The organism is Chryseobacterium pennae, assembly GCF_003385515.1.
Taxonomy (GTDB): domain Bacteria; phylum Bacteroidota; class Bacteroidia; order Flavobacteriales; family Weeksellaceae; genus Chryseobacterium; species Chryseobacterium pennae.
The window spans coordinates 43144-66842 of the sequence record NZ_QNVT01000019.1 but is presented as its reverse complement, the minus strand read 5'-3'; the positions used below and the strand labels follow the sequence as shown (position 1 = coordinate 66842).

The 23699-nt window shown below is 35.7% G+C and carries 24 protein-coding genes; 5 read left to right on the top strand and 19 right to left on the bottom strand.

Annotated elements, in window-relative coordinates; translation table 11 throughout:
- Positions 1 to 44: 44 nt before the first annotated feature.
- The 9 genes from DRF65_RS18205 to tpx all read right to left on the bottom strand — a co-directional run bounded on the left by DRF65_RS18205 (position 45) and on the right by tpx (position 7147).
- Positions 45 to 635: a Crp/Fnr family transcriptional regulator gene (locus tag DRF65_RS18205; protein WP_115972171.1), complete on the bottom strand. Its 591-nt coding sequence runs from the start codon at positions 633 to 635 to the stop codon at positions 45 to 47.
- Positions 636 to 942: 307 nt separating this feature from the next.
- The gene (locus DRF65_RS18200) at positions 943 to 2154 is read right to left on the bottom strand and encodes a DUF763 domain-containing protein (RefSeq protein ID WP_115972170.1); all 1212 of its coding nucleotides are present in this window, start codon (positions 2152 to 2154) and stop codon (positions 943 to 945) included.
- Positions 2155 to 2241: 87 nt separating this feature from the next.
- Positions 2242 to 3372, bottom strand: a complete 1131-nt coding sequence (locus DRF65_RS18195) for an FAD-dependent oxidoreductase (protein ID WP_115972169.1) — start codon at positions 3370 to 3372, stop codon at positions 2242 to 2244.
- Positions 3373 to 3421: 49 nt separating this feature from the next.
- The gene (locus tag DRF65_RS18190; RefSeq protein ID WP_115972168.1) at positions 3422 to 4255 is read right to left on the bottom strand and encodes a helix-turn-helix domain-containing protein; all 834 of its coding nucleotides are present in this window, start codon (positions 4253 to 4255) and stop codon (positions 3422 to 3424) included.
- A gap of 31 nt (positions 4256 to 4286) precedes the next feature.
- Complete coding sequence (locus DRF65_RS18185) at positions 4287 to 4691, bottom strand: glyoxalase superfamily protein (RefSeq protein ID WP_115972167.1); 405 nt, start codon at positions 4689 to 4691, stop codon at positions 4287 to 4289.
- 113 nt (positions 4692 to 4804) lie between these two features.
- Positions 4805 to 5152 carry a VOC family protein gene (locus tag DRF65_RS18180; protein WP_115972166.1) on the bottom strand — a complete coding sequence of 116 codons (348 nt, stop codon included), beginning with the start codon at positions 5150 to 5152 and terminating at the stop codon, positions 4805 to 4807.
- 84 nt (positions 5153 to 5236) lie between these two features.
- Positions 5237 to 5926, bottom strand: coding sequence for an alpha/beta hydrolase (locus DRF65_RS18175; protein WP_115972165.1), 690 nt, complete (start codon positions 5924 to 5926; stop codon positions 5237 to 5239).
- A gap of 68 nt (positions 5927 to 5994) precedes the next feature.
- Positions 5995 to 6570 (bottom strand): Crp/Fnr family transcriptional regulator, encoded by a 576-nt coding sequence (locus DRF65_RS18170; protein WP_228438781.1) that lies wholly within the window; start codon positions 6568 to 6570, stop codon positions 5995 to 5997.
- A gap of 73 nt (positions 6571 to 6643) precedes the next feature.
- The gene (gene tpx / locus DRF65_RS18165) at positions 6644 to 7147 is read right to left on the bottom strand and encodes a thiol peroxidase (RefSeq protein WP_115972163.1); all 504 of its coding nucleotides are present in this window, start codon (positions 7145 to 7147) and stop codon (positions 6644 to 6646) included.
- Between the two features lie 325 nt (positions 7148 to 7472).
- Here tpx and DRF65_RS18160 point away from each other — a divergent pair, with 325 nt between their 5' ends.
- From DRF65_RS18160 to DRF65_RS18150, 3 genes are all read left to right on the top strand, one after another.
- Positions 7473 to 9689 (top strand): NADP-dependent isocitrate dehydrogenase, encoded by a 2217-nt coding sequence (locus DRF65_RS18160; protein ID WP_115972162.1) that lies wholly within the window; start codon positions 7473 to 7475, stop codon positions 9687 to 9689.
- Between the two features lie 120 nt (positions 9690 to 9809).
- On the top strand, positions 9810 to 10301 hold the full coding sequence (locus DRF65_RS18155; RefSeq protein WP_228438779.1) for a DUF6265 family protein: 492 nt from the start codon (positions 9810 to 9812) through the stop codon (positions 10299 to 10301).
- Positions 10302 to 10487: 186 nt separating this feature from the next.
- Positions 10488 to 12656 carry a TonB-dependent receptor gene (locus DRF65_RS18150; RefSeq protein ID WP_115972161.1) on the top strand — a complete coding sequence of 723 codons (2169 nt, stop codon included), beginning with the start codon at positions 10488 to 10490 and terminating at the stop codon, positions 12654 to 12656.
- 172 nt (positions 12657 to 12828) lie between these two features.
- On the opposite strand, the gene DRF65_RS18145 is transcribed toward DRF65_RS18150, so the two are convergent.
- From DRF65_RS18145 to DRF65_RS18130, 4 genes are all read right to left on the bottom strand, one after another.
- A complete protein-coding gene (locus DRF65_RS18145) occupies positions 12829 to 13821 on the bottom strand; it encodes an MBL fold metallo-hydrolase (protein WP_115972160.1) in 993 nt (330 codons plus the stop codon).
- 139 nt (positions 13822 to 13960) lie between these two features.
- A complete protein-coding gene (locus DRF65_RS18140) occupies positions 13961 to 14962 on the bottom strand; it encodes an aldo/keto reductase (protein WP_115972159.1) in 1002 nt (333 codons plus the stop codon).
- Positions 14963 to 15051: 89 nt separating this feature from the next.
- Positions 15052 to 15957, bottom strand: coding sequence for a helix-turn-helix domain-containing protein (locus DRF65_RS18135; protein ID WP_115972158.1), 906 nt, complete (start codon positions 15955 to 15957; stop codon positions 15052 to 15054).
- A 300-nt stretch (positions 15958 to 16257) separates the two neighbouring features.
- Positions 16258 to 16716, bottom strand: coding sequence for a hypothetical protein (locus tag DRF65_RS18130; protein ID WP_115972157.1), 459 nt, complete (start codon positions 16714 to 16716; stop codon positions 16258 to 16260).
- Between the two features lie 615 nt (positions 16717 to 17331).
- Here DRF65_RS18130 and DRF65_RS18125 point away from each other — a divergent pair.
- Entirely contained in the window at positions 17332 to 17619 is a 288-nt protein-coding gene (locus tag DRF65_RS18125; RefSeq protein WP_115972156.1) for a GNAT family N-acetyltransferase, read from the top strand.
- On the opposite strand, the gene DRF65_RS18120 is transcribed toward DRF65_RS18125, so the two are convergent.
- Positions 17620 to 18717 carry an MBL fold metallo-hydrolase gene (locus DRF65_RS18120; protein ID WP_115972222.1) on the bottom strand — a complete coding sequence of 366 codons (1098 nt, stop codon included), beginning with the start codon at positions 18715 to 18717 and terminating at the stop codon, positions 17620 to 17622.
- A gap of 175 nt (positions 18718 to 18892) precedes the next feature.
- Between DRF65_RS18120 and DRF65_RS18115 the strand changes: the two genes are divergently transcribed.
- Positions 18893 to 20428, top strand: a complete 1536-nt coding sequence (locus DRF65_RS18115; protein WP_115972155.1) for a S41 family peptidase — start codon at positions 18893 to 18895, stop codon at positions 20426 to 20428.
- Positions 20429 to 20545: 117 nt separating this feature from the next.
- Here DRF65_RS18115 and DRF65_RS18110 read toward each other — a convergent pair whose 3' ends face one another.
- The 5 genes from DRF65_RS18110 to DRF65_RS18090 all read right to left on the bottom strand — a co-directional run bounded on the left by DRF65_RS18110 (position 20546) and on the right by DRF65_RS18090 (position 23697).
- Entirely contained in the window at positions 20546 to 21136 is a 591-nt protein-coding gene (locus DRF65_RS18110; protein ID WP_115972154.1) for a hypothetical protein, read from the bottom strand.
- Between the two features lie 11 nt (positions 21137 to 21147).
- On the bottom strand, positions 21148 to 21657 hold the full coding sequence (locus DRF65_RS18105) for an RNA polymerase sigma factor (RefSeq protein ID WP_115972153.1): 510 nt from the start codon (positions 21655 to 21657) through the stop codon (positions 21148 to 21150).
- A gap of 281 nt (positions 21658 to 21938) precedes the next feature.
- A complete protein-coding gene (locus tag DRF65_RS18100) occupies positions 21939 to 22298 on the bottom strand; it encodes a DUF7716 domain-containing protein (RefSeq protein ID WP_115972152.1) in 360 nt (119 codons plus the stop codon).
- Positions 22299 to 22360: 62 nt separating this feature from the next.
- Positions 22361 to 23176: a hypothetical protein gene (locus DRF65_RS18095; protein ID WP_115972151.1), complete on the bottom strand. Its 816-nt coding sequence runs from the start codon at positions 23174 to 23176 to the stop codon at positions 22361 to 22363.
- Positions 23177 to 23187: 11 nt separating this feature from the next.
- On the bottom strand, positions 23188 to 23697 hold the full coding sequence (locus tag DRF65_RS18090; protein WP_115972150.1) for an RNA polymerase sigma factor: 510 nt from the start codon (positions 23695 to 23697) through the stop codon (positions 23188 to 23190).
- Positions 23698 to 23699: the final 2 nt, after the last annotated feature.

Below are 23699 nucleotides of genomic sequence, written 5' to 3'. Positions count from 1 at the left end.
AATTACCAAGGTATGATGAAAATCTACTTGTCATAGGGCAAGATTTAAATTTTCTTGGGATGAGAGACCAATTCCTTACGGATTCTACTTAGGGAAGTATCTGTTACTCCAAGGTAAGATGCAATCTGTTTTAATGGAGCAAACTGTATGACTTTAGATTTCTGCTCCAAGAGATTCAGATATCTTCTTGTAGCTGAGAGAGTGAACATTTCCACGGATCTTTGTTTGTAATCAAAAAGCTCTTTAGACATCCATGCTCTTCCCCATTCTCTAAGGTTGGGAATCTTGTGAAATAGTTCCTCAAAAGTCTCATAATCCAGCTTCCAGCATTCACAATCTGTGATACATACAATATTTTCCTGTGTGGGTATTCTTTGAAACATGGATAAAACTTCAATAATCACCTCATTTTCAACAAAAAAGTGGGTTGTGACTTCATTTCCGTTAAAATCATTTACAAATGAACGGGCCAGCCCTTTATCCAGAATATAATACTCATTGGCCATTTTGCCTTCCTCAAGAATAAAATCACCTTTTTGGAAGGATGTTTTTTCGTGAGCCTGAAATATTTCATCAAGTTCTTCCTGAAGAAAAAACGGAAAATCGTAGCATATTTCAAGGGATTTGTGAGTCATTTGGTCAATTTTTTTAAGACTTTAAAAATAAAATTTTTAATTGGATTAAGGGTAATTATTATTAAACAAAATATTTTTTAAATAACATACAATATTGAATTTAAAATGATTTTATAAACATAAATAATTAAACAAATGTTTTAAATATTTATGAAAAGGAAATGATCGGGAGAGAGAACCACCCCGTCAAATCACAGATCTGCCCCCCCTCCACTGGAGGGAAATGGTTATACCAATATTTGTTGTTATGGTGAAAGAAGGTTAGATTTTGGATAAAAACTAATAGATAGCTCTCTAAATTTTCGTATTAAAATAAAGAAAGCTGAATCGGTTTAGGAGGATTAGGCTTTTGGGCATCACCCATCACTGTTTTTCCACCAAAGCGCCATGAGTTCTGGCGTTCCTCTTCAATAACTTCCTGAATATCAAAATCCGGAGTGAAATCTTTTTCAGCTTTGGTTACTATCTGATGAAGCTTATTTAAAGTATTCAGCTTATCTGAATTACCCAATTTTGACTTTTCGATTCCTTTTCTGAGAATACTGATGCTTTCATCATATACATTAACCGGAACTGGGAATGGATGCCCATCTTTTCCTCCATGAGCAAAGGAAAATCTTGCAGGATCTATAAATCTTGACGGAGCTCCATGAATGACTTCGCTCACAAGAGCCAGAGACTGCATGGTTCTTGGCCCTACACCCTCCAACATCAGTAAATCTTCAAAATTCTGTGGCTGCTGTTCACGGGTAACATACAAAAGCGCTCCCAGACGTTTGAGATCAACATCGGAAGCCTGAACATCATGATGGGCAGGAAGTATTAGTCTTGAAAAATCTCTCATGACGTTTATAGAATCTGTGTGAGAAATATCAAGAATTCCCTTCCGGTTTTCTGCTGCCCCGGAATCGGTCAGGTTTAATATACTGCCTCTTGAAATTCCATTGATTCCAGTGTGAGGTTCTTCGACAAATGAGGTTATATTTTCAGAATGCCAATGATAACGTCTTGCCGTTCCGTCAGAATCGTGCATCCCCTGCTGAATGACGCTCCAGTTTCCATTGTCGGACAGGATAAAATTATGCAGATACAACTGATATCCATCCTGAATAGCGGTATTATCAACCTTAGCAGATAATTTACTGGCTCTTACCAGTTCGGTTCCGTTTAAGCCTGTTTTTTCTGCAATCTGAATGAGTTCTGATGGCGTTTCTCTTGAAAATTTTCCTTTTCCGCCACAGATATAAAGACCCAATGATTGGGAATTGGGATTAATGGAACGTTTTAAAGCTCCCATTACCGAAGTGGTTATTCCTGAAGAATGCCAGTCCATACCCATAACAGCACCAAAGCTTTGAAACCAAAACGGATCAGCTAATCTGCGAAGCACCTCATCTTTACCATAATCTTCAAGAATAGCTTCTACAATGGAAAGCCCAAGAACAGACATCCGTTCATACAGCCATGGCGGTACTTTGCCATAGTGAAGGGGTAAATCTGCGGTTCCTGAACGTTTCATCTATATTTTGAAAACGTAAAGGTAGTATTATTAATCTTAAATTTTAATGATTTGAATCAGTAGTAATCAAACCGTTAAAACGATCAGCTATCTGATGAATTTTGTAAATGAAAAGCCTGGATCACGCATCTCTATTTCATTTTGCTCTGACTGCATTTGTGCTTCTTTTGCATAGATGAACATTTTTTGTTCATAATCTGCAATAGCATCTTCTATGGTTTCAAATGTTCCCCCGGTTAAATTATCGGATAAGATTACCGCATCCATCAATCCTGTATTAACTCCCTGCCCTGCAAAGGGCGGCATTACATGTGCTGCATCTCCGATAAGCGTTACGGGTAAAATACGATCTTTTTTCCAGGGTTTGTCTAACGGAATTATTCTAGTGGGCAACCCAACAAAAAAGAAAGTTGAGCGAAACAGTTGTTGATAACGATTATCCCACTTCGAAAATCTCTCTAAAAGAAACTGAACCACCTGATCTTTATTTTGAAAATCAGGAATATTGCCGGAGGTCCATTCATCTGGCTTTTTAAATATTACTCCATAGGTAAGAGCTCCGTTATTATAGGGATTCACTACTAATAGATTGCCCTGATAAGCTGCCATGAGCCTTTTCCCATCACACCACTGATAAAATTCCGGGCACTTAATTTCAGGTTGGGGAATATCTCCCTGGATAATAAAGGTTCCGGTCTCTTCTATCTGGGTTTCTGTTACGTATTTTCTTACTTTCGACATTCCACCATTGGCTCCGATAACCAGATCTGCAATACCATTGGGCTGATTCTCAAAATACAACATCCATTGACCATTAACTTCTTGCATTTCAGTAAAATTCCTGTCCCAGATTACGGTATTGTCTTTCAGTATGTCCAATAATATTTCCCTCAAATGGTTCCGGTTGATTTCAGGATTGTCAAATTGATTTTCAGGGGTAACATTTTTAGTAAATAGTATATTCCCTTGTTCGTTGGCAATGTTTATTCCCATAGGAATAGAAGTAGCATAATATTTCTCAAGCAACCCTATACGTAACATTGCTTCTTGCCCAGAGTTCTTATGAAGATCCAGCGTACCACCCCAAACTCTGGCATCTGCATCTTTATCTCTTTCGTAAACGGTTACATCTGCTCCTTTCTGCTGGAGTAAAACAGCCATTGTTAGCCCAACAGGTCCAGCTCCGATGATTGCTATTTTTTTATCTTTCAGTATCATAATTTTGTAGTGTCTTGATTCTTCTACAAAATTCACTAATATCTATTGGCTATGCTTGTATAAATGCGACAAAATCGTTGTTTACAATTTGTAGCTTTTTTCTTGCTTCTCTGGCAAACGCCGCTGGAGTAACGCCTGTATATCGCTTAAATTCTCTACTTAAATGGGACTGATCTGTATAGCCCAATTCCAGAGCCAATCCTGCAATATTGGAGTTTGGATAATGCCAGAGATGATTTCTTACCTGTTCAAAACGCATAAGCCCTGATACACCTTTCACGGTATGTCCGGAAGATTGTTTAAATTTTCTTTCCAATGTACGAACGGTTGTATGAGCGGAAGCAGCAATTTGATTCACAGGAATACTTCCATTTGCTTTTTTCAGAGCCTCTCCTGCCTTAAATAACATACTGTCTACAGGTACATGCGACCGTATTTCCATAAAACATTCTTTTACCATCATTATTGCATCGTCTATTCTGCCTGCTGCAATATGTTCTTTTAAAATACTATGAAGCCCGGCAACAGGATGTTCAAGTAGATGAACACCATTTTCATTTTTACCTGGCAGCAGCCCCAACAGATCAAAAACAGCCCAGGGGAAACATCTAATTCCAATAATTTCCAGACAGTCTTGAGCATAAAAAACAGCGGGCTGATTGAGAAGTCCTACCATGAATGGAGATGGCAATTCTTTTATATTTCCTTGCTGAGAAATACAACACCCACTTCCAAAATGGAAAATAATTTCAGCATAGCCATCAGGTAATACTTCGAAGCCTGACAATGATTCGCCATAATACCGTCTGTTATACCAAAAGCACTTTATGCTGTCCTGAAGTTCCTCAGGAGATTCAAATTCCTGATGTATTGCTGATAACATGATATGAATACATTATATTAATCGAACAAGGTTATTCAATTACATCAAACTTTAAAGTTCCATGTTTTGTTTCAACAAACTTTTCATTGAAAATAATTTTATTTCCAAACGGATCGTTTACGGTGAAAGAAACGGCCTCATAGAAGGTTTTTTCAAGACCAGGGCGATTGTATTTGTAGTTTTTATCAATAAGTTCCTTATGATAATCTGCAACACCTTCTCCCCAAATAAAAACACTGCTTCCAGGACTTGCATCCCCATGATGTTCCGTCAGATGAAGAATAATATTTTCTTTTTTCACTTCTATATAAGCAGGCATATTTTCTTCAAAACGGTGTTCCCAGGCAATTTCAAAGCCCAGCCAATCAATATAAAATTCAAGAGCTTTCTGATAATCAAAGATTCTGAGTACAGGGATAATTTGGTCTGCTTTCATAATAATCAAGAGATTAAATAGACTTTTTTTAAGTTTTGGCTAAAGCCAGATGATTATTTTTCTTTTCATTAAAACGGACTAAAGTGCGTTCCTACTGAATGATATACTTTATTTTACTGATGGGAAAGAACATTGACTACTTTTCCAAACGGATCTTTTACAAAGAATCTTCTGACCCCCCAATCTTCATTGGTCATTTCGTATGTAATTTTAAAGCCTGCTGCCTTCATTTTATGATAAACCTCATCCACATTATCCACTTCAATGGAAAGATCAGGAACTTCTGTATTATTTCCCCCTTGTTCTGCAAAACTGATCTGAACCTTTGCTTCTTCATCTGTTCCAAGGGTCTTAATCCAGCCATGATCCATTAATACTTCAAGTTCTAAAATATCCTGATAAAAGAGGTTTCCTTTTGAAAGGTCATCGGTTTTTATATTGGCTACAATTCTTTTTACCATTTTGATCTTTATTAATAAAAAAAGCTCTGTGAAAATACTTAAAATTTCCCAGAGCTTTATCAATCTTGATTGTTAATTTATATTTTAAAGTGATGAAGCGGCTTCTAAAATCAATTGCGTAACTTCATCAGGATGAGAAGCTAAAGAAGCATGTCCCGCATCCAGTGTAATTATTTTTTTAGGCTGAAGGCGCTCTGCCATTTCTTTTTCTGTTTCAGCCGGAATCATACGGTCGTTGGATGAAATCTGGTACCAGCTTGGTTTTGTTTTCCATGCCGGTTCTCCTGCAACATCTCCAAAACACTGCCCATGGATAGCTTTTTGAGACAATGCCATTACCAAAGCTTTTTCTTCATCCAGATCCTGACAGAATGCAGATTGAAATTCATCATATTTAATCCATAAAAAGCCTTTATTATCTGGATAAATGCTCGCTCCACCCGGAGATTCTCTTCTTCCTAAAAGAGATCCTAAACTATCACCGGCATCCGGTGCAAAGGCAGCAATATAAACCAACCCAACCACTTTATCATGATTTCCGGCTCCTGAAATTACAGCTCCTCCATAAGAATGCCCTACTAAAAGAACTTTCCCTTCCTGAGCATCAATAAGATCTTTTGTTTTGTCAATATCGTTCTGTAATGAAGTAAGAGGGTTCTGAACACTTCTCACTTTATATCCTTCTTTTACCAGAGAAGGAATAATGTATTGCCAGTGAGATCCGTCTCCCCAAGCTCCGTGTACCAAAATAATGGTTAAATCTTTTTGTTCCATAATGATAAGTATTAAAATTTGATAATGATAAATCTACCAACTAAAATACCATCAGACGTTAACTTAAGTTAATTTACGATCCTGCTCCGGATTCTACTCAATGACTGCTCTGTTACTCCCAGATAACTGGCAATATGCTTCTGCGCTATTTTCTGAAAAAGAAGAGGTTGTTTTTTTAAAAGGTTCAAATACCTGTTTTCCGGGGAAAGGCATAACAAGTCATCAATCCTTTTTTTGGCATCCAGATAAATTTTCTCACTCATTACCCTTCCAAATTTCTGCCAATACGCTTCTTTCTGATAGAGTGCCTGCAGATGTTCTTTACTTAATAATAAGATCTCACAATTTTCCAGTGCCTGAATATTCATATTGGATACGGTATCACAAAGTATGCTTTCGTAATCGGTAAAAAATTCATTTTCAAAATAGAATCCAAAGTTAATTTCCCTTCCCTGATCATTAATATAAAAGCATCTGATTGTTCCTTTTTTGATAAACCCCAGATACCTGCATTTGTCACCCTGCTTCAAAAAGAAATCGGATTTTAAAAGCTGCGTATCATTAAGAAGGGCATAAAATTCCTCAAAATGCGCCTCATCTACCTGAAAGAGTTCACCGTATTTTTCATAAATTTTTGTCATCATATACTGTGTATTTTGGATTAAAAAAAGCCTTGCAAATCAATTTCACAAGGCTTTTTTACAAAAATTATTTCTACTAATTGTTTAATGCTGCAAGGGCTGCACCGTAATTAGGTTCGTCAGCAATTTCTGAAACCTGCTCAGTGTAAATCACTTTATTGTTTTCATCTGTAACAATTACAGCACGGCTTAGCAGGCCTTTCAATGGAGAATCTGTAATGGTTACTTCATAATCGTCTCCAAAGCTGCTTCTGAAATCTGAAAGGGTTTCAACATTATTCAATCCTTCTGCTGCACAGAATCTTCCTAATGCAAAAGGAAGGTCTTTAGAAACGTTGATCACAACAGTGTTTTCAAGTTTTGAAGCTTCTTCATTAAATTTTCTGCTTGAAGCAGCACAAGTAGGAGTATCAATACTTGGGAAAATATTAAATACTTTCTTCTTTCCTTCAAAAGTTTCAAGAGTTTTTACATTTAACCCGGAATCAACCAGTGCAAAATCTTTAACTGATGCTCCTACTGATGGTAATGTTCCTATTGTGTGTACTTCGTTTCCTTTTAAAGTGATTGTCGTTGACATAATATTTATTTTTTTAGTTTTTCAAATTTAATCAAAAAAGAATTTTTCTTTGTGCAATCTAAGGTTAAATTAATCTTAAAGTGAAAATAAAAATACTTTAGTCTGTCCATCAGTTTTTTAAACAATTTCCAACCTGACATGAACTCCAAAAAACTTTAAAATTGAGTTTAATGTCAATTTTAACGAACTTGAGAATATACAATTGTTCAGATATAAAAAATGAAAAGAAGCTTTTTGCTTCTTTTTTTATTTAAAATCCCCTAAAAAAACAATCATATTTAGTAAATTTGTGGGACTTTAATTTCAAATAATAAATAACAGTATAATGTCAGAAAAATCAAAAATTTACTACACCTTAACGGATGAAGCACCAATGCTGGCTACTCACTCGTTTTTACCTATTGTAAAAGCTTTCACTAAATCAGCAAATATAGAGATTGCTGTTCCGGATATTTCCCTGGCAGGCAGAATCTTAGCTAACTTTCCTGAATTTTTAAAGGATGACCAGAAAATTGGTGATGCTTTGGCGGAATTAGGAGAATTAGCTACTCAACCGGATGCAAACATTATCAAATTACCTAATATTTCTGCTTCTGTTCCTCAATTAGATTCAGCTATTGCTGAATTACAAGGAAAAGGTTTCGCAGTACCAAACTATCCTGCAGAGCCTAAAAATGATGATGAAAAAGCAATTAAAGCTAAATATGCAAAGGTTTTAGGAAGTGCTGTAAACCCTGTATTAAGAGAAGGAAACTCTGACAGACGTGCTCCAAAAGCTGTTAAAAACTATGCAAAAGCTAATCCTCACAGAATGGGTGACTGGGCTTCTGACAGCAAAACTGACGTAGTTCACATGAACAATGGTGATTTCTACGGAACAGAAAATTCTACAACCTTAGAAAACGCTACAAAATATAGAATCGTATTCAAAGGAAATGAAGGGGAAACAGTATTGAAAGACTTCGCAGGTCTTCAGGCTGGTGAAGTAATCGATTCTTCTGTAATGAACCTTAATGCTTTGAGATCATTCGTTCAGGAAGCTATTGAAGAGGCTAAGAAAAGAAATGTACTTCTTTCAGCTCACCTTAAGGCTACAATGATGAAAATCTCTGATCCAATTATCTTCGGAGCTATCGTAGAAACTTTCTTTAAGGATGTGTTTACTAAATATGCTGAGACTTTCAAGTCTTTAGATATTAACCCAAATAATGGTCTTGCTGATCTTTTTGAAAAAATCAAAGGAAATGCTCAGGAAGCTGATATCAGAGCTGACATTGAAAAAGCTTTGGCTGAAGGACCAAGAGTGGCAATGGTAAATTCTGATAAAGGAATTACGAACTTCCACGTACCTTCTGATATTATTGTTGATGCATCTATGGCTGCTCTTGTAAGAGGCGGAGGTAAAATGTGGAACAAAGAAGGAAACGAAGAAGATACTGTTTGTATCATTCCGGACCGTTCTTATGCAGGTTTTTATCAGTCTGTAATTGATGATATGAAAGCGCATGGAAAATTAGACCCTACAACGATGGGATCTGTTCCAAATGTTGGTTTAATGGCTCAGAAAGCTGAAGAATATGGTTCTCACGATAAAACTTTCCAATTGTCTTCTGACGGAACTGTAGAAGTTCAGGATGAGGCTGGAAATGTTCTTCTTTCTCAGAAGGTAGAAAATGGTGATATCTTCAGAATGTGCCAGACTAAAGATGCTCCTATCCAGGACTGGGTAAAACTAGCTGTAAACAGAGCAAGACTTTCTGATACTCCAGCTATTTTCTGGTTAGACAAAGGAAGAGCTCACGACAGAGAGATCATCAAAAAAGTAGAAAAATATCTTGCTGATCACGATACAACAGGGCTTGACATCAGAATTCTTGATGTAAAAGATGCCATGACTGAAACGCTTAAGAGAGCCAGAGAAGGAAAAGATACTATTTCTGTTTCAGGAAACGTATTAAGAGATTACTTAACTGACCTTTTCCCAATTCTTGAACTGGGTACTTCTGCAAAAATGCTTTCTATTGTTCCATTAATGAATGGTGGTGGTTTATTTGAAACAGGTGCCGGAGGTTCTGCTCCAAAACACATTGAGCAGTTCCTTGAAGAAGGATACTTAAGATGGGATTCTCTAGGTGAATTCTTAGCACTACAAGCTTCTTTAGAGCATTTAGCACAAACTCAGGGGAATACAAAATCTCAGGTGTTGGCAGATGCACTGGATGAAGCTAACGCTAAATTCTTAGCTACAGATAAGTCTCCTGCAAGAAAAGTAGGTCAGATTGACAACAGAGGTTCTCACTTCTATTTAGCAATGTATTGGGCTGAAGCTTTAGCTAACCAAACTGTTGATGCTGAATTGGCGGCAAAGTTTGCTCCAATTGCTGATGCAATGAAAGAAAATGAAGAAGTAATTAATGCTGAATTAATCGGTGCTCAAGGTAAGCCTCAAAACATTGACGGTTATTACAAAACGGATACGTATAAAACTTACGCAGCCATGAGACCTAGCACTGTTTTAAATGAAATTATTGACGCAATCTAATTTTTAAAGATTCAGTTAATTATACAAAAACCTCGCAAATTGCGAGGTTTTTGATTTCAGCAGCATACCATTCCCTTTTTGTGATTTTTCCTATATTTACTAAAATCAAACTTAATTATTATGAAAAGCTCACTCCTTCTTTTATTAACTGCCCTATTCATTGTATCCTGTAAACAAAATACAAACAGGGACCATGGAATAACAGAAACCACCCCAGAAAAAGAAAATACTGCCAATTTTGATTGGTTAACCGGAAAGTGGAAAAGATCAAACGAAAAAGCCGGAAAAGAAACTTTTGAAAACTGGAACAAAATAAGTCCGACAGAATATTCGGGAATTGGATTTACCCTACAAAAAGGAGACACCATCAGCAAGGAAAACATGAAGCTTGTTAATACCAGTGGACAATGGAGTCTATTGGTTAAAACCCCGAAAGAAAAACAGTTCATTAAATTCAAAGTAACTGAATTAAAAAATAATGAATTTGTATGTGTCAATGATTCTTTGGATTTTCCAAAACGAATTCAATATTCATCAGAAGGTAAAAAATTAAAAGCTATGATTTCTAATGAAAAAATGAAGATTCCTTTTGAATTCGAAAAAGCTGAATAATATTAATAAAAGCTCCTTTTAAGGGGCTTTTTTGTTGAATAAAACTTCAGCTAACAGGTTATTTAAATACAACTCATCAATACACAGATCACATTATCAATACTCTATATAAATATTGAAAATAAAACAATATTCATTTCAATTTTCCTGTTTTTTCAATATGTTTGTAAAAAACATACTGTCTTAATGAAAAAAATCTACATCCTTGTCCTTTCTCTATCAACCATCGCTTTTGCCAATGCTCAGGAAAATGAAAATCATATTGATGAAGTGAATATCCATGCAAGATCAAAAGTTATTAAAGAGCGGGAAGAGTTTAAAAAACACGCACAATCCACAGAAATTGTTTCCGAATATGAAATCAACCGTAATAATCCTTCCTTTATAGAACAAAGCCTTAATACCATGGCTGGTGTTCAGGTAGAAAAAAGAACACAGCTGGGCGGTCAGAGAATTATTGTACGAGGCTATGGCAATGATCAAAAATTCAATAACTGGGGTATCAAAATGTACCTCAATAATATTCCGCTTACCGGTGCCGATGGTGTTACCGTTCTGGATGATGTCAATTTCGGACTAGTGAACCGTATAGAAGTGATAAAAGGCCCAGCAGCAACCTTATATGGCGGAGGTTCCGGAGGGGCAGTAAGATTGTATATACAGCCGGAAAGCAAAAAAGGGAATTCTGTTTCGGAACAGTTTATGACCGGTTCTTTCGGATTATTTCAAAGTTCCACTTCTGCTACAAGCGTGGGAGATAATCATTCCATTACAGCCAATTATGGACATATAGGAAGTGATGGCTATCGTCCTCATGGGAAAAGTATTAAAAATTTTTATAATATTAATGGTGAGTTCAAGCTTAATGCCAATCAGAAAATAACGATGTTGGCTTCTCATAGCAATTCACTGGAGCAGGTTTCCGGCCAGATTTCCTACGACGACTATTATAATGGAATTGATAACGGAAATTTTGCCTACATCAGACGTGGTGCAAAAACAAAATTCGTTACTTCAAGGGTGGGAATCGGTCATATATGGAAGATTACACCCAATTTCAAGAATAATACAACCGTTTTCTATACCGGTACAACAGGTGAAAGAATTGCTGCCGGAGCGAATGAGACGTCCTCATTTTCTAATTATGGATTAAGATCCGTATTTGAATTGAATAAAGATTGGGAACATTTTAAAAGCCAGACAGAATTTGGTATTGAAGTTCAGCAATCTCAGTCTACTATTACCAATTATCGTTATAAAAGTGTGAAAATTACAGAAGAGCCTGTATTGAGGCCTCTTTACGATGGTTCATACTTTAACAATACAAACAATCAGTCCAACTATTTTGCCGTTGAAAAAATCACTTATAAGCCTTGGGATTTAATGTTTCTTGCAGGAGTCAGTATCAACCAGCTCAGTTATAAAAGGAAGGATCTCTTAGCATTTCCGGGCTTGTTTGTTGTTAATGGTAAAGATCTTTACAATAAAGATTTGTCGTTTGATAAAAAATTCAATGCAGTGGCAAGTCCTCATTTTGCTTTACAGAAAACATGGAACAACCAGATTTTCAATCTTAGTTATAGCGAAGGCTACAACGCTCTTACTTCTGTTACAGCTTTTATCACCGGTCTGAATGTGACGAACGATAATCTTGTTGCAGAAAAAGCCAGAATGTGGGATTTCAGTATCCAGGGATTGATAGATGATACTTCCATAGATTATCAATTCTCATTATTCAGCATCAATATTAAAGATAAGCTTACTCAGCTAGGCGGAAGAATGTCTAATGCAGAACAAACTCCTTATACCTACTGGGCGAATACCGGGGAGCAAAAAAACAAAGGACTGGAAATGAGTGTAGGCTATTCTTACAAACCGGAAAATTTATTTATTTCAAGAATTCAACCATTTGTAAGTTATACTTATAATGACTTTAAATACTCTACTTATTTTAAAGAAAATGGGGATAAATCCAATGTAGTGGGGATTCCTAAAACCAAAGTATCGGTAGGACTGGATTTTGATACTAAAATCGGGTTGTACTGGCAGAATACCTATAATTATATGGGAAGTGTTTATACTGATTTCGCCAATACTAATAAGGTGAAAAGTTTTGGGCTTTTAAATTCCAAAATTGGGTATAAACACAGCTTCAACCATTGGGATCTGGATGTATTTGTGGCAGGGAATAATCTTACCAGCCAGATCAATTATACTTTCCTTTTTTACGGAAACAGTGTTAATGATTCTGATAAGGATAACCAATATAATAATGCAGCTGTTTATACTGATGTGAATCCGGGAGCCAATAAAGCTTATTTCTTTACAGGATTTAATCTGAAGTATAATTTTTAGTGATTCTATAGGTTCAGAGTAACTTTTCAGCCTTTATGCAACCTATCTTTAGGTTCTGTAGAAATAGGTTTTGGCTAAAGCCAAATGAATAGGAATTTATAATGAGAGCGGACTAAAGTCCGCTCCTATTGAATTTTTTAAACACCTGCTGTCAGATTGTTAATCTACTGTCTCAATTCATAAAACTCTCCGGGAACCATTCGAATCCGGAAGCTTTTTTCTTAGTAAAACCCAATCCGGGCCATGGCAAATGAGAAGCAAATGCTCTTATTCCTGTATCTGCCAACTGCCTAAGAAATTTCTTTCTTGAAGCGGTTGCAATATCCAGATCTGTATCTCCTGAAAAGCCCCAATCAGGATGGGGGAAAAGAATTATATCTGAGTGAATAAGATCAGCCACATACATCAGTTTTTCATTCCCTGATGATATTGTAGTAACAGTTAAACCGGGCGTATGTCCGGGAGCTATTTGAAAATTGAAATGATTATACAACGTCTTGTTTAAATCATAAAATTTCAACTTTGGCTGAATCACTTTCAATATATTCTGAAGAGCCGGAATGATCTGGTTTAGCATTTCCGGATGTTCTTTCAAAGCACTGTTATTAAAATCTTTAATGGAGGCATTCATCCAAAAATCGTGTTCTATTTTTGAAATAAAAATGGCAGCATTGGGGAAAACAAGCTTATTCTGTTTATCTACTACTCCACCCATATGATCGGGATGAGCATGAGAAAGGAAAATATCAGTAATATCGTTAGCTGAGAATCCTGCTTTCTGAAGACTTTTTAATAAAAACCCAGTTCTTTCATCAGCAAATATTCCCATCCCTGTATCCATCAGGATCAGTTTTTCTTTTGTTTTAACAAGCAGGATATTAACTGCCATATCAATATAGTTATCAGCCCTGAAGTTGTCTTTAAGGATTGTTTTCAATTCAGAAATATTTCCTCTTGGCGAAAATGAATTCAGGTTTTCTTCATGGATGTATCCGTCTGTCAGGATAAACAGCTCTAATTCTCCAAGTTTAATCTTTTTGAAACCGGAAAGATCATCTCCTGCTTTTTCCGGGATGATCTTTGTCCCTGCCCATACACTTGAAAAAGGAACAAGACTTAATGTTCCTGCCAGCAATCCGCTTTTCAATAATTCTCTTCTATTCATAATTTATGATGGTGTTTCTGCATGTATTATAACTAAAATAACATCTCCTGAGATGGAAATGTTTTAGACTCATAATTGCAATATATTTTATAGAAAAAACTGAGCTTCTGAAATTCAGAAACCCAGTTTAAGATAGTGTTTAGTTGTTAACAAGCTTCATTGAGCCTTCATTATATCTTTCTCCTACATTCGGATATTTTTTCAGAATAGCATCAATGGTATCCAGATCTGATTGAGACAACTCAATATTGGCTGCAGCCACATTTTCTTCCAGATATTTAATACGTTTGGTTCCCGGAATTGGGATGATATCGTCACCTTGGTTCAAAACCCATGCTAAGGCCAATTGAGTTCCTTTTACTCCTTTGGAAGCAGCAAACTCATTGATTTCATTGGCTAATTTCGTATTATTTTCAAGGTATTCCTGCTGATAACGCGGCAATGATTTTCTGAAATCGTCATCCCCCAGATTCTGAACCTCATTAATGTTAGCAAAAAGACCTCTTGCCAGAGGTGAATAAGGAACTAAAGAAATCCCTAATTCTCTGATCGTAGGCAGGATCTCATTTTCAACATCTTTGGTCAGGATAGAGTATTCTGACTGTAAAGCAGCTATCGGATGGATTTTATTCGCTTTTCTGATAGATTCTGCCGAAGCTTCAGACAATCCGATATATTTTACTTTACCGGCTTTAACCAACTCTGCCATAGCCCCCACGGTTTCTTCTACAGGAACGTTGGGGTCTACCCTGTGTGCATAATACAAATCTATGGTATCAATTTTTAACCTTTGAAGACTTAAATCTACAGCCTTTCTGATCCATTCTGGAGAACCATCGAAATAAGTTCCGGGAGCCCCACTATGACTTGCTTTTCCACCTTCAAATCTGAAACCGAACTTAGTGGCAATGAAAATTTTATCCCTGTTGGGTACTAAAACTTTAGAGATTAGTTTCTCATTTGCTCCGTCAGCATACATATCTGCTGTATCCCAGAAGTTAACGCCTAAATCTAATGCTTTGTGCAAAGTATTGATGCTTTCCTGCTCATCTGACGGCCCATAAGCAAAACTCATTCCCATGCAGCCTAATCCAATAGCAGAAAGCTGTTCACCGGTGTTTCCTAATTTTTTAAATTTCATGATGGTATTTATTTTAATTTTCTACAGGACAAAATTAGAGAATGAAACAGCCACCGTTGATATAGAATTCAAACTAAGAATTATAAAAATCAAACAAGGCTCAATCTTAAGGCATTGGGGGTTATTCCAGTCTGTTTTTTAAAATAGTTGGTAAAATAAGCAGGTTCTTCAAAACCCAATCCATAGGCAATTTCAGAAACATTCCAATCTGTATGGGTCAGCAAAGCATTCGCTTCCTGTATCACTCTTGCTGTAATCTGCTGGCTCGTAGTTTTACCTGTAATCTCTTTTACGGAACGGTTTAAAGAATTAACATGAATGGAAAGACTCTGTGCATAGTCATTAGGAGTTTTTAGCTTCAAAAAAGCTTCAGGGCTATCGATCGGAAATTGTCTTTCCAGCAGCTCCATAAATAAGGATGCTATTTTTTGGGATGCATTCTGATAAGGTTCAAAGGTTTCTGCCGGATGCATTCTCATAGTTTCATGGATCATCAGATGGAGATAAGCTCTCAGTATATCATATTTGTGAACATAATCTGATTCAATTTCATTCATCATTTTGATATACAAATCAGAAAGTACCTCCTGTTGCTTCTCTTCCACAAAGAAAACCGGGGTTCCGCCAATTTTAAACAATGGTGAATCCTGAAGATTCCCCAAACGGCTTCCATTCTGTAAAAATGATTCTGTAAAGAGACAAAACCAGCCTTTTTGATCATCATCTTCCGTTTCCCAGGAATACGGAACAATAGGATTGGAAAACAGCAATGCAGGCCGATCTACATAAATCCATTTATCAGCATAATGAAGCTTGCCTTTTCCTATAATCAGAGAAATTTTGTAATAATCTCTCCTGCTGTAAGGGGTTAAGGGAGAGCAGTATTCCCGTGAAAACACATTGAAATGTCCCAGATTATTAGGTCCAAGACATTGAGGTCCCAGATTGGGAGCATTTCGTTCATAAAAGCATTTTATTGATTCATTGGATTCCATAGATCAAAGTTATAAAATTCAAACAGATTAATGGATATAATTTGGATGGTAATTAATAAGCTGGAGGTGGGAAGTACTTTTCTCCCGCTGATGCTATTGAAGTTTTATATAACCTTGTTCGATTCTTAGCAGAATGGTAAATGAATGTAGAGTCTTTTGAGTAGGCTAAAGCTCACTCCTATTGATGTTGATATGCCTGTGAATGGATAGATGTTTAATAACTATATTATTCATAATAAAAAATGGCCAGCAATAATGCCAGCCATTTCAATAGTGAATATGTATAATAGTTGATAATGGTTAATCCCAGTCATCATTTCCATGGTGTCCATGGCGGTGTTTATTTTGTTTTTTGTAATATTTTGATCTCTCTTTATAGTATTTTTCCTGCTCTTTACGGTATTTTTTATAATCATTTTTTCTTCCGTAAATAATGACAGGATTTTGCCCTCTGTAATATCTCTTTTTAAAAACAATATATTTTTCTCTTCCAAGAATTCTTTCCAGTTCTGAATAACGGTCTCCATTCCATCTTCCCGGCTCTACCACATATACTCTATTCCATGAATCGTAATCACGATATCTGTCATTCAATGCATATACCTGATTGGCCTGTGTAGTAGAAAGCAATAGATCTGCAACTACCGACTGCCAGTTAATGTCCGAAATACTTCTTCTGTAATCATTATAATAATCTGATTGGGCATAGCTTAGACTAAATGTCCCAACCAACAATGCTGTTAACAATAACTTTTTCATTTCACTCCTCTTTTAAATTAAACATCAAGACATAGTCAATTAAAGTGCCAATTATTAACTCTAATTCCCAATGTTTGTTAACATAAATCATAAATAACTGATTATCTTTTAAATAATTTCATGATTTTAATAAATTTCGTGATTTCATATTCTTGAAACATTAGGTTTTTATAGTTGTATATAGTATTAAACAGAGATACTATTTAGCACTCCGGAATTTGGGTTTGAAGTTTGTGGTCGTGATATTATTTCAGCTTCAAACCATGAATAAGATGGGAGATTTAGGTTTTGGCTAAAGCCATTGGAATTGGGTTATTTTATGTAATGAGAGGGATAAGCGCGGCCCTATTGACATGGAAATTACGGGGATACCTGACGTTTATAAAAAGGCTGGGCTAAAGCCCACCCCTATTGATATTGATTTCCGTGTGGAAATACATATGGGGATTTGTTGGTTAACGGCAAGATCTTTTATCTTTTATCTAATCTTCTTATAAAATTCGTTAAGATTCTCAGAAACTATTTTTTTTTGTTAATTAATTTTGTAATTTTAAGGAAGAGAATGCTTTCGGGAGTTCTCAGTATTATTATTTTATCAACCAAATCTCAATAATTATGGAAAATATAAAATTTAGGGTATCTCCATATCAGGATGAACTGCAGTTGTTTATTGATGAGGAAAAAGCAGGCTATATGTCTATAGAGGTTGACGGAAGACTTCTTATTGTATATTATACCAAGCTTGATGAGGAACGTGAAGGTAAAGGCTATGCTAAACTATTGCTGGATGAATTGGTTCGCTATGCAGAAGAAAAAGACTTGCTTGTAGACCCGGAATGTGATTTTGTACGTCAACAGTTTGAAAATCATCCCAGAAGATATAAAGATATCTGGCATGCTTAATCATTCTTCCCACCAGTTTGTAAACTGCTGATCATTACGGTTCAGATCTACCACCTCTCCGATCATCGGAGTAAGGATATTCAATCCATTTTCTTCCCCTAAACTTGTTATTTTTTGTAAAGGTTCATTCCAGGGGTGAAGGGCCAGCGCAAACTTTGCAGCATGCACCGGGATAATATGTCTTGCATCTATATCTATCGCTGCCTGAATAACATCTTCAGGTAAGGTATGGATATATCGCCATGCATCACCGTATTGACCATTCTCAAGAACGGCATAATCAAAAGGTCCATATTTTTCTCCTATCATTTTAAAATGGGAATCATACCCACTATCACCGCCAAGGAATATTTTTTTGGTAGGAGTTTCTAATACATATGAAGTCCAAAGAGTATCGTTCTGCTTTATTCTTCTGCCCGAAAAATGCCTTGCCGGTGTAAAAGCCAGTTTTATGTTGTTTTTTAATTCAACTTCACTTCCCCATTCTTCTTCAATAAGCTGTGATTCTGCATATCCCCATCGCTCCAGATGTGCTCCTGCCCCTAATGGAACTACAGCCGTCCCGGTACGGTCCTTAATTGATTTAACTGTAGGGTAATCCAGATGATCAAAATGATCGTGGGTAATCACAAGGTAATCCAAATCCGGAATATCTTCGGGTTTGAAAATATCAGAACCTTTGAAGGCTTTGTTAAAATATTTGAAAGGTGAGCCATATAAGCTTAGTACAGGATCAATCAAAAATGAAACACCATCGGTCTGTATATAATAAGATGAGTGTCCCAACCAGACGAAAACATCCATATTTTTATCCAGGTTCTTCAGATTTGTATGCATGGAACGAATTTCTTTTAAAGGTTTCAGCAAAGGATGCTTTTTTCCTAAAAGGAAATCATAGGTTACTGCAGTCATTTTGTACCCTTCAGCAATGGAAGGTGTATGGCTGATATTCTGAAATTGTTTATTTCTGTAGAATTTGGACTGCCTGATCCGGTCTAAGCGTTTTCCTTTCGGCACAGCTCCAAATGCGGCTCCATTAATTACTATAAAATAGGTTGCAGTCAAAAGAATCACAACCGCAAGAATCCAATATATCATTTGTAAAAAATAAACATCAAAGGTACCTACTTTTGTTCTTACATGAAAACAAGATGCATTTGAGTGCAATTTTTTAACTAAATTTATCATGTATTTCAGAAAATTTATTATTCATTTAAGTGATGGTTAATTTTAAACTTTCTATTTTAGCGGCTTAAAAAAACTCAAAGATCTATTGAAAAATTACTCGGTAATATTTATTTTGGCCATGCTTTCCTCATGTGCATCTATTAAAAGGCACAACGAACAGCGGGCTTCATGTATTCCCCCGGAGCAGCTGAAGGAAGATGTAGACTTTGCCTACTCAAAACTTCAGCAGATGCACCCACAATTGTATTGGTATATTCCCAAGCAGGAATTGGACCATAAGATTGACAGTCTTAAGCAAACCCTTAATGAACCCCTCACTCCCCTTCAGTTTTATTTTAAACTTCAGCCTGTGATTGCAGGAATCCGGGAGGGACATCTTTCATTAAGAATCCCAAGAAAAAAATTCACTAAAAAGGAAATCAAAAAGCTGGACCAAAAAAAAGGATTATTCAGCAGATTCGGGTATTATATTTCCGGTGATCAGATGTATATTACAGAAAACAGAGATACTATTGACAATATTCAGCCGGGAACTGAAATTCTTTCTATCAACAATATTCCGGTTTCAGACTATATCAAAAAATACAGAAGCCTGATTAGCAGTGATGGATATAACACTACTTTTCAACCTTATTTTTTAAAAGATTTATTCTTCGGTTATTATACAGCAGAAAATGGACTTTCAGATAAAGCAACCATTGAAACCCTTTATAAAGGTGAAAAACATACTTATACTTTAAGCAGAGAATCAAAATCAGATCATGATCTCGAAAAGGATAAGGAAATGAATAAACGTACCCAGGACAAAAAGCTGAACGATTATGTAGCAGCCAGCAATTCTTATAACCGCAGTTTTAAATTTCTTGATAAAGACAGCAGCATTGCTTATATAAAAGTAAAAAGCTTTTCCCGTGAATATTCGGAGGAATTTTACAAAAAGACATTTTCCAAGATTAAAAATGCAAAGTCAGATTACCTCATCATAGATGTACGCAATAACTATGGCGGTTCACTTTATGAGATTAATAATCTGTATTCTTATCTTACAGACAAGCCTTTCACTCTGATAAAGCCTTCACAGGTCACTTCAAGAGACATTCCGCTAAGAACCAATTATTTCAGAAAAAGTACTCCGTTAGAGTATGCAATTAAGAGTATTTCTTATCCGAGTTACTTTTTCGCCCAGGCTTTCAGTACTTATAAAAAAGATGGAAAGATTTTCTATAAAATGAAAGCAGACAAACCTACAAAGCCTAATAAGGGAGCTTTTCATGGTAAAGTCTTCGTTCTGATTAACGGAGGAAGCTTCTCTGCCTCTTCTATTATTACAGCAAAGCTTAAGAATGATAAAAGAGCAACTCTTGTAGGTGAAGAAACCGGTGGTGCCAATGACGGAACTGTAGCCGGCTTTTATTCTTATCAGAAACTCCCGAATTCTGAAATCAGACTTCCTATCGGATTGCTTCTGGTACAGCCGAATATTGATTTTTCAGATACAAAAAAAGGAGTTATTCCAGATGTGGAGATCAAAGAAAGTATGCAGGATATTATTGATAAAAAGGATCCGCAGCTGGATTGGATAAGAAGCGAAATCGGAAAAGAAAAGACGGGTAAAGACTAACTATTAATTTGAAAGGAGGCTGGGAAACAGAAGCAGGAAGATTCAATATTTGTTTCAAAATATAATAGATACATATAAAAAACTGTTTCGGCGGGCTTTCAGCCCGCCGAAACAGTTTTACTTTTTGAATTCCTGTAAAAGAGACTCAATGTGATTTATATATCTTCCGTAATATCGGTGAAACCAAAATTTCCCGCATAGAAAGAGTAAGAACATTCCAATGATCAGCGAACCGATAAGGATAACGGCGATCTTAACTTCTCCCATAGGTTGTGGCCAGGGGATGAATTCCAGTACAATCAGAATTTCACAGACTATAAAAGGAGCAAAACTTATGTAATAAGACAGATAATACTGCTTATTCAGATTCAACTGCGTTACAAGTTCTCTCAGGGAGTCACTGGTCTTCAGTTCTGTATTGCTGATATCATGGTATAATTTAAAAAACTTACTGTAAAAGAAAACAGTCACCAGAAGCATTGAGGCAATCAAAACTGTAATATACAATTGGAGTTTAAAGGGTTTACAGACTGAGCAAACCATGAATGCAAAAATGAAAATTCCTACGATCCACCAGAATTCCATGCGCATATTTTTGCGTACTTTTTCGATAGGAAGATTTATTTTATTGCGTTGTTCTATATTAATTTCCGGAGTTTCGTTTTCAATATCTTCATTCCAGGTATTTTTCAATTCATCTATATTCATCGGATTCAGGTTTAAAGTTGGTTAGTGGTATGTTGGTTCAAGATATCTTTTAATTTATTTTTAGCCCGGTTCATTTTCACTCTTACATTGCCTTCAGATATTCCCATCTGCTCGGCAATCTGTTTTCCTGAAAAATCTTCCAGATAATAGAAAATAAAGGCCTTGTCAATAGGATTGAGCAGATGAATGGCTTTATACATTTCTGCCATCCGTTCTTCTTTGCCATCATCATACTCTTCCTGAGCAATGGCATGGATAGAGAAATCTTCATTTCCTATGAAGCTTCTTCTTTTTTGATTTTTGAGGAAGATGATGGCTGTATTTAAAGCAATTCTATACAACCAGGTTGAAAATTCGCTTTCCCCCCTGAAGTTTGGATATGCCTTCCATAGCTGAAAGGTAATTTCCTGAAAAAGATCATCACAGTCATCTTTTTCAGACATATACATTTTGGAAATCTTAAAAATGATTCCCTTATGCTTTTCAATCTTATGGATAAACTCTTGCTCTACTGAGGTCATAGCTTGTTACTCTATAGAGTTAGTTACTATTAAAAAAAATTGTTACAGAAAATTAATTAAAAAAAATAAAAAACCCGACAGAAAATACTGCCAGGCCCCTCATCGTGTGTTTTTTGATTTCTACTATTTTTAGGATAGTACTTTATTCGAAATAATTGTAGGTGTTTCTAATTCTAATGAATGATTTGCACAGTTAGTAGAGAAAAAACGAAAATGTTACATAAAATAATACCCTGATATTTTTTCATATCAAGGTATTTATATCAATATTTAGTTACGTTTTATTTGAAATCTAAAAAGTCGTCTTTTTCAAGATAGTGATTCAGGGCAGTGATAAGCTGAAAAGAAGTAATATCAGCATACTGCCGGAAAGCAAGATCCACTACATCCTGAATATTTTCATCAGAACACATATAGCTAAGTTTATTATGGTATACAAAATCAGGTAAGATTTCGTTATCATTCTCTCCGATATCTAAGGGATCACCGATGAAAACTTTCATTTCCGGTTCAAATTCATCTTTTGATGAATAGACTGCGTAATTGTATTCCGGATCATAAGATTCTTTTCTGTCTTGTTTATTCTTCACAAGTTCCAGAAATTCTTCTATACAATACATCTGATTTTTAATCTCATTCATCTGATATTCTTTTAACCGCTCAATTTTTTAAAGGTAGAAATTTTATGGAATAAAAACAGGTTCTAGTTCAGTTTATTTAAAGCTCTTTGTAATGATACGATATCAAGGATATTAAGTTTTGCACCTGCTAGGATGATGATCAGCAGAACAAGTGTCAGAAATAAAATAATAAAGATATAAACCGATACATACCATATAACAGTATTCAGTATATTACCTTGGATCCCGAATTTATTCATAAAATACTTCTGAGACCTTTCAAACCATGTTTTCTTTTTCTCTGTTCGTGGTTTTACGTCCACTCCATTAAGTTCATCTACCAAATACACCACATCATCAATATATCTTCCATACATATAATAGATCCAATATTTAATGATAAAGCATACTAAGAGTAAAGTAATGAGGAAGCTTATTCCGAAAATAGCCAGATTATATTCCATATCAAAATGGAAATTGATCTTAATTAGAGATAAAAGAAAGGCAAGCGGGATATAAGAAATATAATATGAAATGTAGATTTCCTTCGATATTAAAAGCTGGGCTTTAAGATTAAACAGGTCATAATTGGTATTAATGCTGTTCTTTTGAAGAAGTTTATACAGTGTAAGAAAACGGGAATAAAAATAGCTCATAAAAGCAATCGTCAGGATGGTGACAAATGTTGATATGATTCTTACATTGGGATCTGTGGAAGCAAATGGAAAACTGGTTAAAAGCAATGGTAACGTAACAACCATCAGCCAAAATTCAGTTTTCATATTGATTTTCAGCATCTGGAGCGGAGAATGAATCTCGCGTTGCTTTTCCAGGGAAATTTCAGGGGGTTCCTGTCCTGTATCTTTATTCCAAAGTTCTCTAAAATTTTCTAAGTCCATTCATTTATGTTTTAATTTGAACCTGTTCTCTGCCTGGCAATGATCTCCTTTAATTTTTCTTTTGCTCTTTTAAGCTTCACCCTTGCATTCACTTCTGTAATCCCTAATTGATAAGCAATTTCCCTACCGGGGTAATCTTCCAGAAAGAAAAATATCAGTGCTTTATCAATAGGACTCAGCTTATGGATTGCTTCATACATCAATTTCATATTCTGATCATCGGTATCATTATAAGGCTCCTGTTGGGCACTCAGACCGCCAATATCCTGATTGTGTATAAAACTACGTTTTTTTTCACTCCGCAGAAAAACTATTGCTGTGTTAAGCGCAGTTCTGTATAGCCATGTTGAGAAATCACTCCGCCGCTGAAAATCACCATATGATTTCCACGCCTGATAAATGATCTCCTGATAGAGGTCATTCTGATCGTCCTTGTTATCCATATACATTTTAGAGATCTTGAAAATAACACCTTTGTGCTTTTCAATTTTCTCTAAAAATTCTTGTTCCGATGAAGACATGA

Coding starts and splice junctions, on each gene's coding strand:
- DRF65_RS18155 (WP_228438779.1), top strand. CDS start 9,810: ATGAAAAGCTCACTCCTTCTTTTATTAACTGCCCTATTCATTGTATCC.
- DRF65_RS18180 (WP_115972166.1), bottom strand. CDS start 5,152: ATGGTAAAAAGAATTGTAGCCAATATAAAAACCGATGACCTTTCAAAA.
- DRF65_RS18105 (WP_115972153.1), bottom strand. CDS start 21,657: ATGACCTCAGTAGAGCAAGAGTTTATCCATAAGATTGAAAAGCATAAG.
- DRF65_RS18110 (WP_115972154.1), bottom strand. CDS start 21,136: ATGAATATAGATGAATTGAAAAATACCTGGAATGAAGATATTGAAAAC.
- tpx (WP_115972163.1), bottom strand. CDS start 7,147: ATGTCAACGACAATCACTTTAAAAGGAAACGAAGTACACACAATAGGA.
- DRF65_RS18090 (WP_115972150.1), bottom strand. CDS start 23,697: ATGTCTTCATCGGAACAAGAATTTTTAGAGAAAATTGAAAAGCACAAA.
- DRF65_RS18160 (WP_115972162.1), top strand. CDS start 7,473: ATGTCAGAAAAATCAAAAATTTACTACACCTTAACGGATGAAGCACCA.
- DRF65_RS18125 (WP_115972156.1), top strand. CDS start 17,332: ATGGAAAATATAAAATTTAGGGTATCTCCATATCAGGATGAACTGCAG.
- DRF65_RS18095 (WP_115972151.1), bottom strand. CDS start 23,176: ATGGACTTAGAAAATTTTAGAGAACTTTGGAATAAAGATACAGGACAG.
- DRF65_RS18120 (WP_115972222.1), bottom strand. CDS start 18,717: ATGATATATTGGATTCTTGCGGTTGTGATTCTTTTGACTGCAACCTAT.
- DRF65_RS18145 (WP_115972160.1), bottom strand. CDS start 13,821: ATGAATAGAAGAGAATTATTGAAAAGCGGATTGCTGGCAGGAACATTA.
- DRF65_RS18190 (WP_115972168.1), bottom strand. CDS start 4,255: ATGTTATCAGCAATACATCAGGAATTTGAATCTCCTGAGGAACTTCAG.
- DRF65_RS18200 (WP_115972170.1), bottom strand. CDS start 2,154: ATGAAACGTTCAGGAACCGCAGATTTACCCCTTCACTATGGCAAAGTA.
- DRF65_RS18170 (WP_228438781.1), bottom strand. CDS start 6,570: ATGATGACAAAAATTTATGAAAAATACGGTGAACTCTTTCAGGTAGAT.
- DRF65_RS18140 (WP_115972159.1), bottom strand. CDS start 14,962: ATGAAATTTAAAAAATTAGGAAACACCGGTGAACAGCTTTCTGCTATT.
- DRF65_RS18135 (WP_115972158.1), bottom strand. CDS start 15,957: ATGGAATCCAATGAATCAATAAAATGCTTTTATGAACGAAATGCTCCC.
- DRF65_RS18100 (WP_115972152.1), bottom strand. CDS start 22,298: ATGAATGAGATTAAAAATCAGATGTATTGTATAGAAGAATTTCTGGAA.
- DRF65_RS18205 (WP_115972171.1), bottom strand. CDS start 635: ATGACTCACAAATCCCTTGAAATATGCTACGATTTTCCGTTTTTTCTT.
- DRF65_RS18185 (WP_115972167.1), bottom strand. CDS start 4,691: ATGAAAGCAGACCAAATTATCCCTGTACTCAGAATCTTTGATTATCAG.
- DRF65_RS18130 (WP_115972157.1), bottom strand. CDS start 16,716: ATGAAAAAGTTATTGTTAACAGCATTGTTGGTTGGGACATTTAGTCTA.
- DRF65_RS18175 (WP_115972165.1), bottom strand. CDS start 5,926: ATGGAACAAAAAGATTTAACCATTATTTTGGTACACGGAGCTTGGGGA.
- DRF65_RS18150 (WP_115972161.1), top strand. CDS start 10,488: ATGAAAAAAATCTACATCCTTGTCCTTTCTCTATCAACCATCGCTTTT.
- DRF65_RS18195 (WP_115972169.1), bottom strand. CDS start 3,372: ATGATACTGAAAGATAAAAAAATAGCAATCATCGGAGCTGGACCTGTT.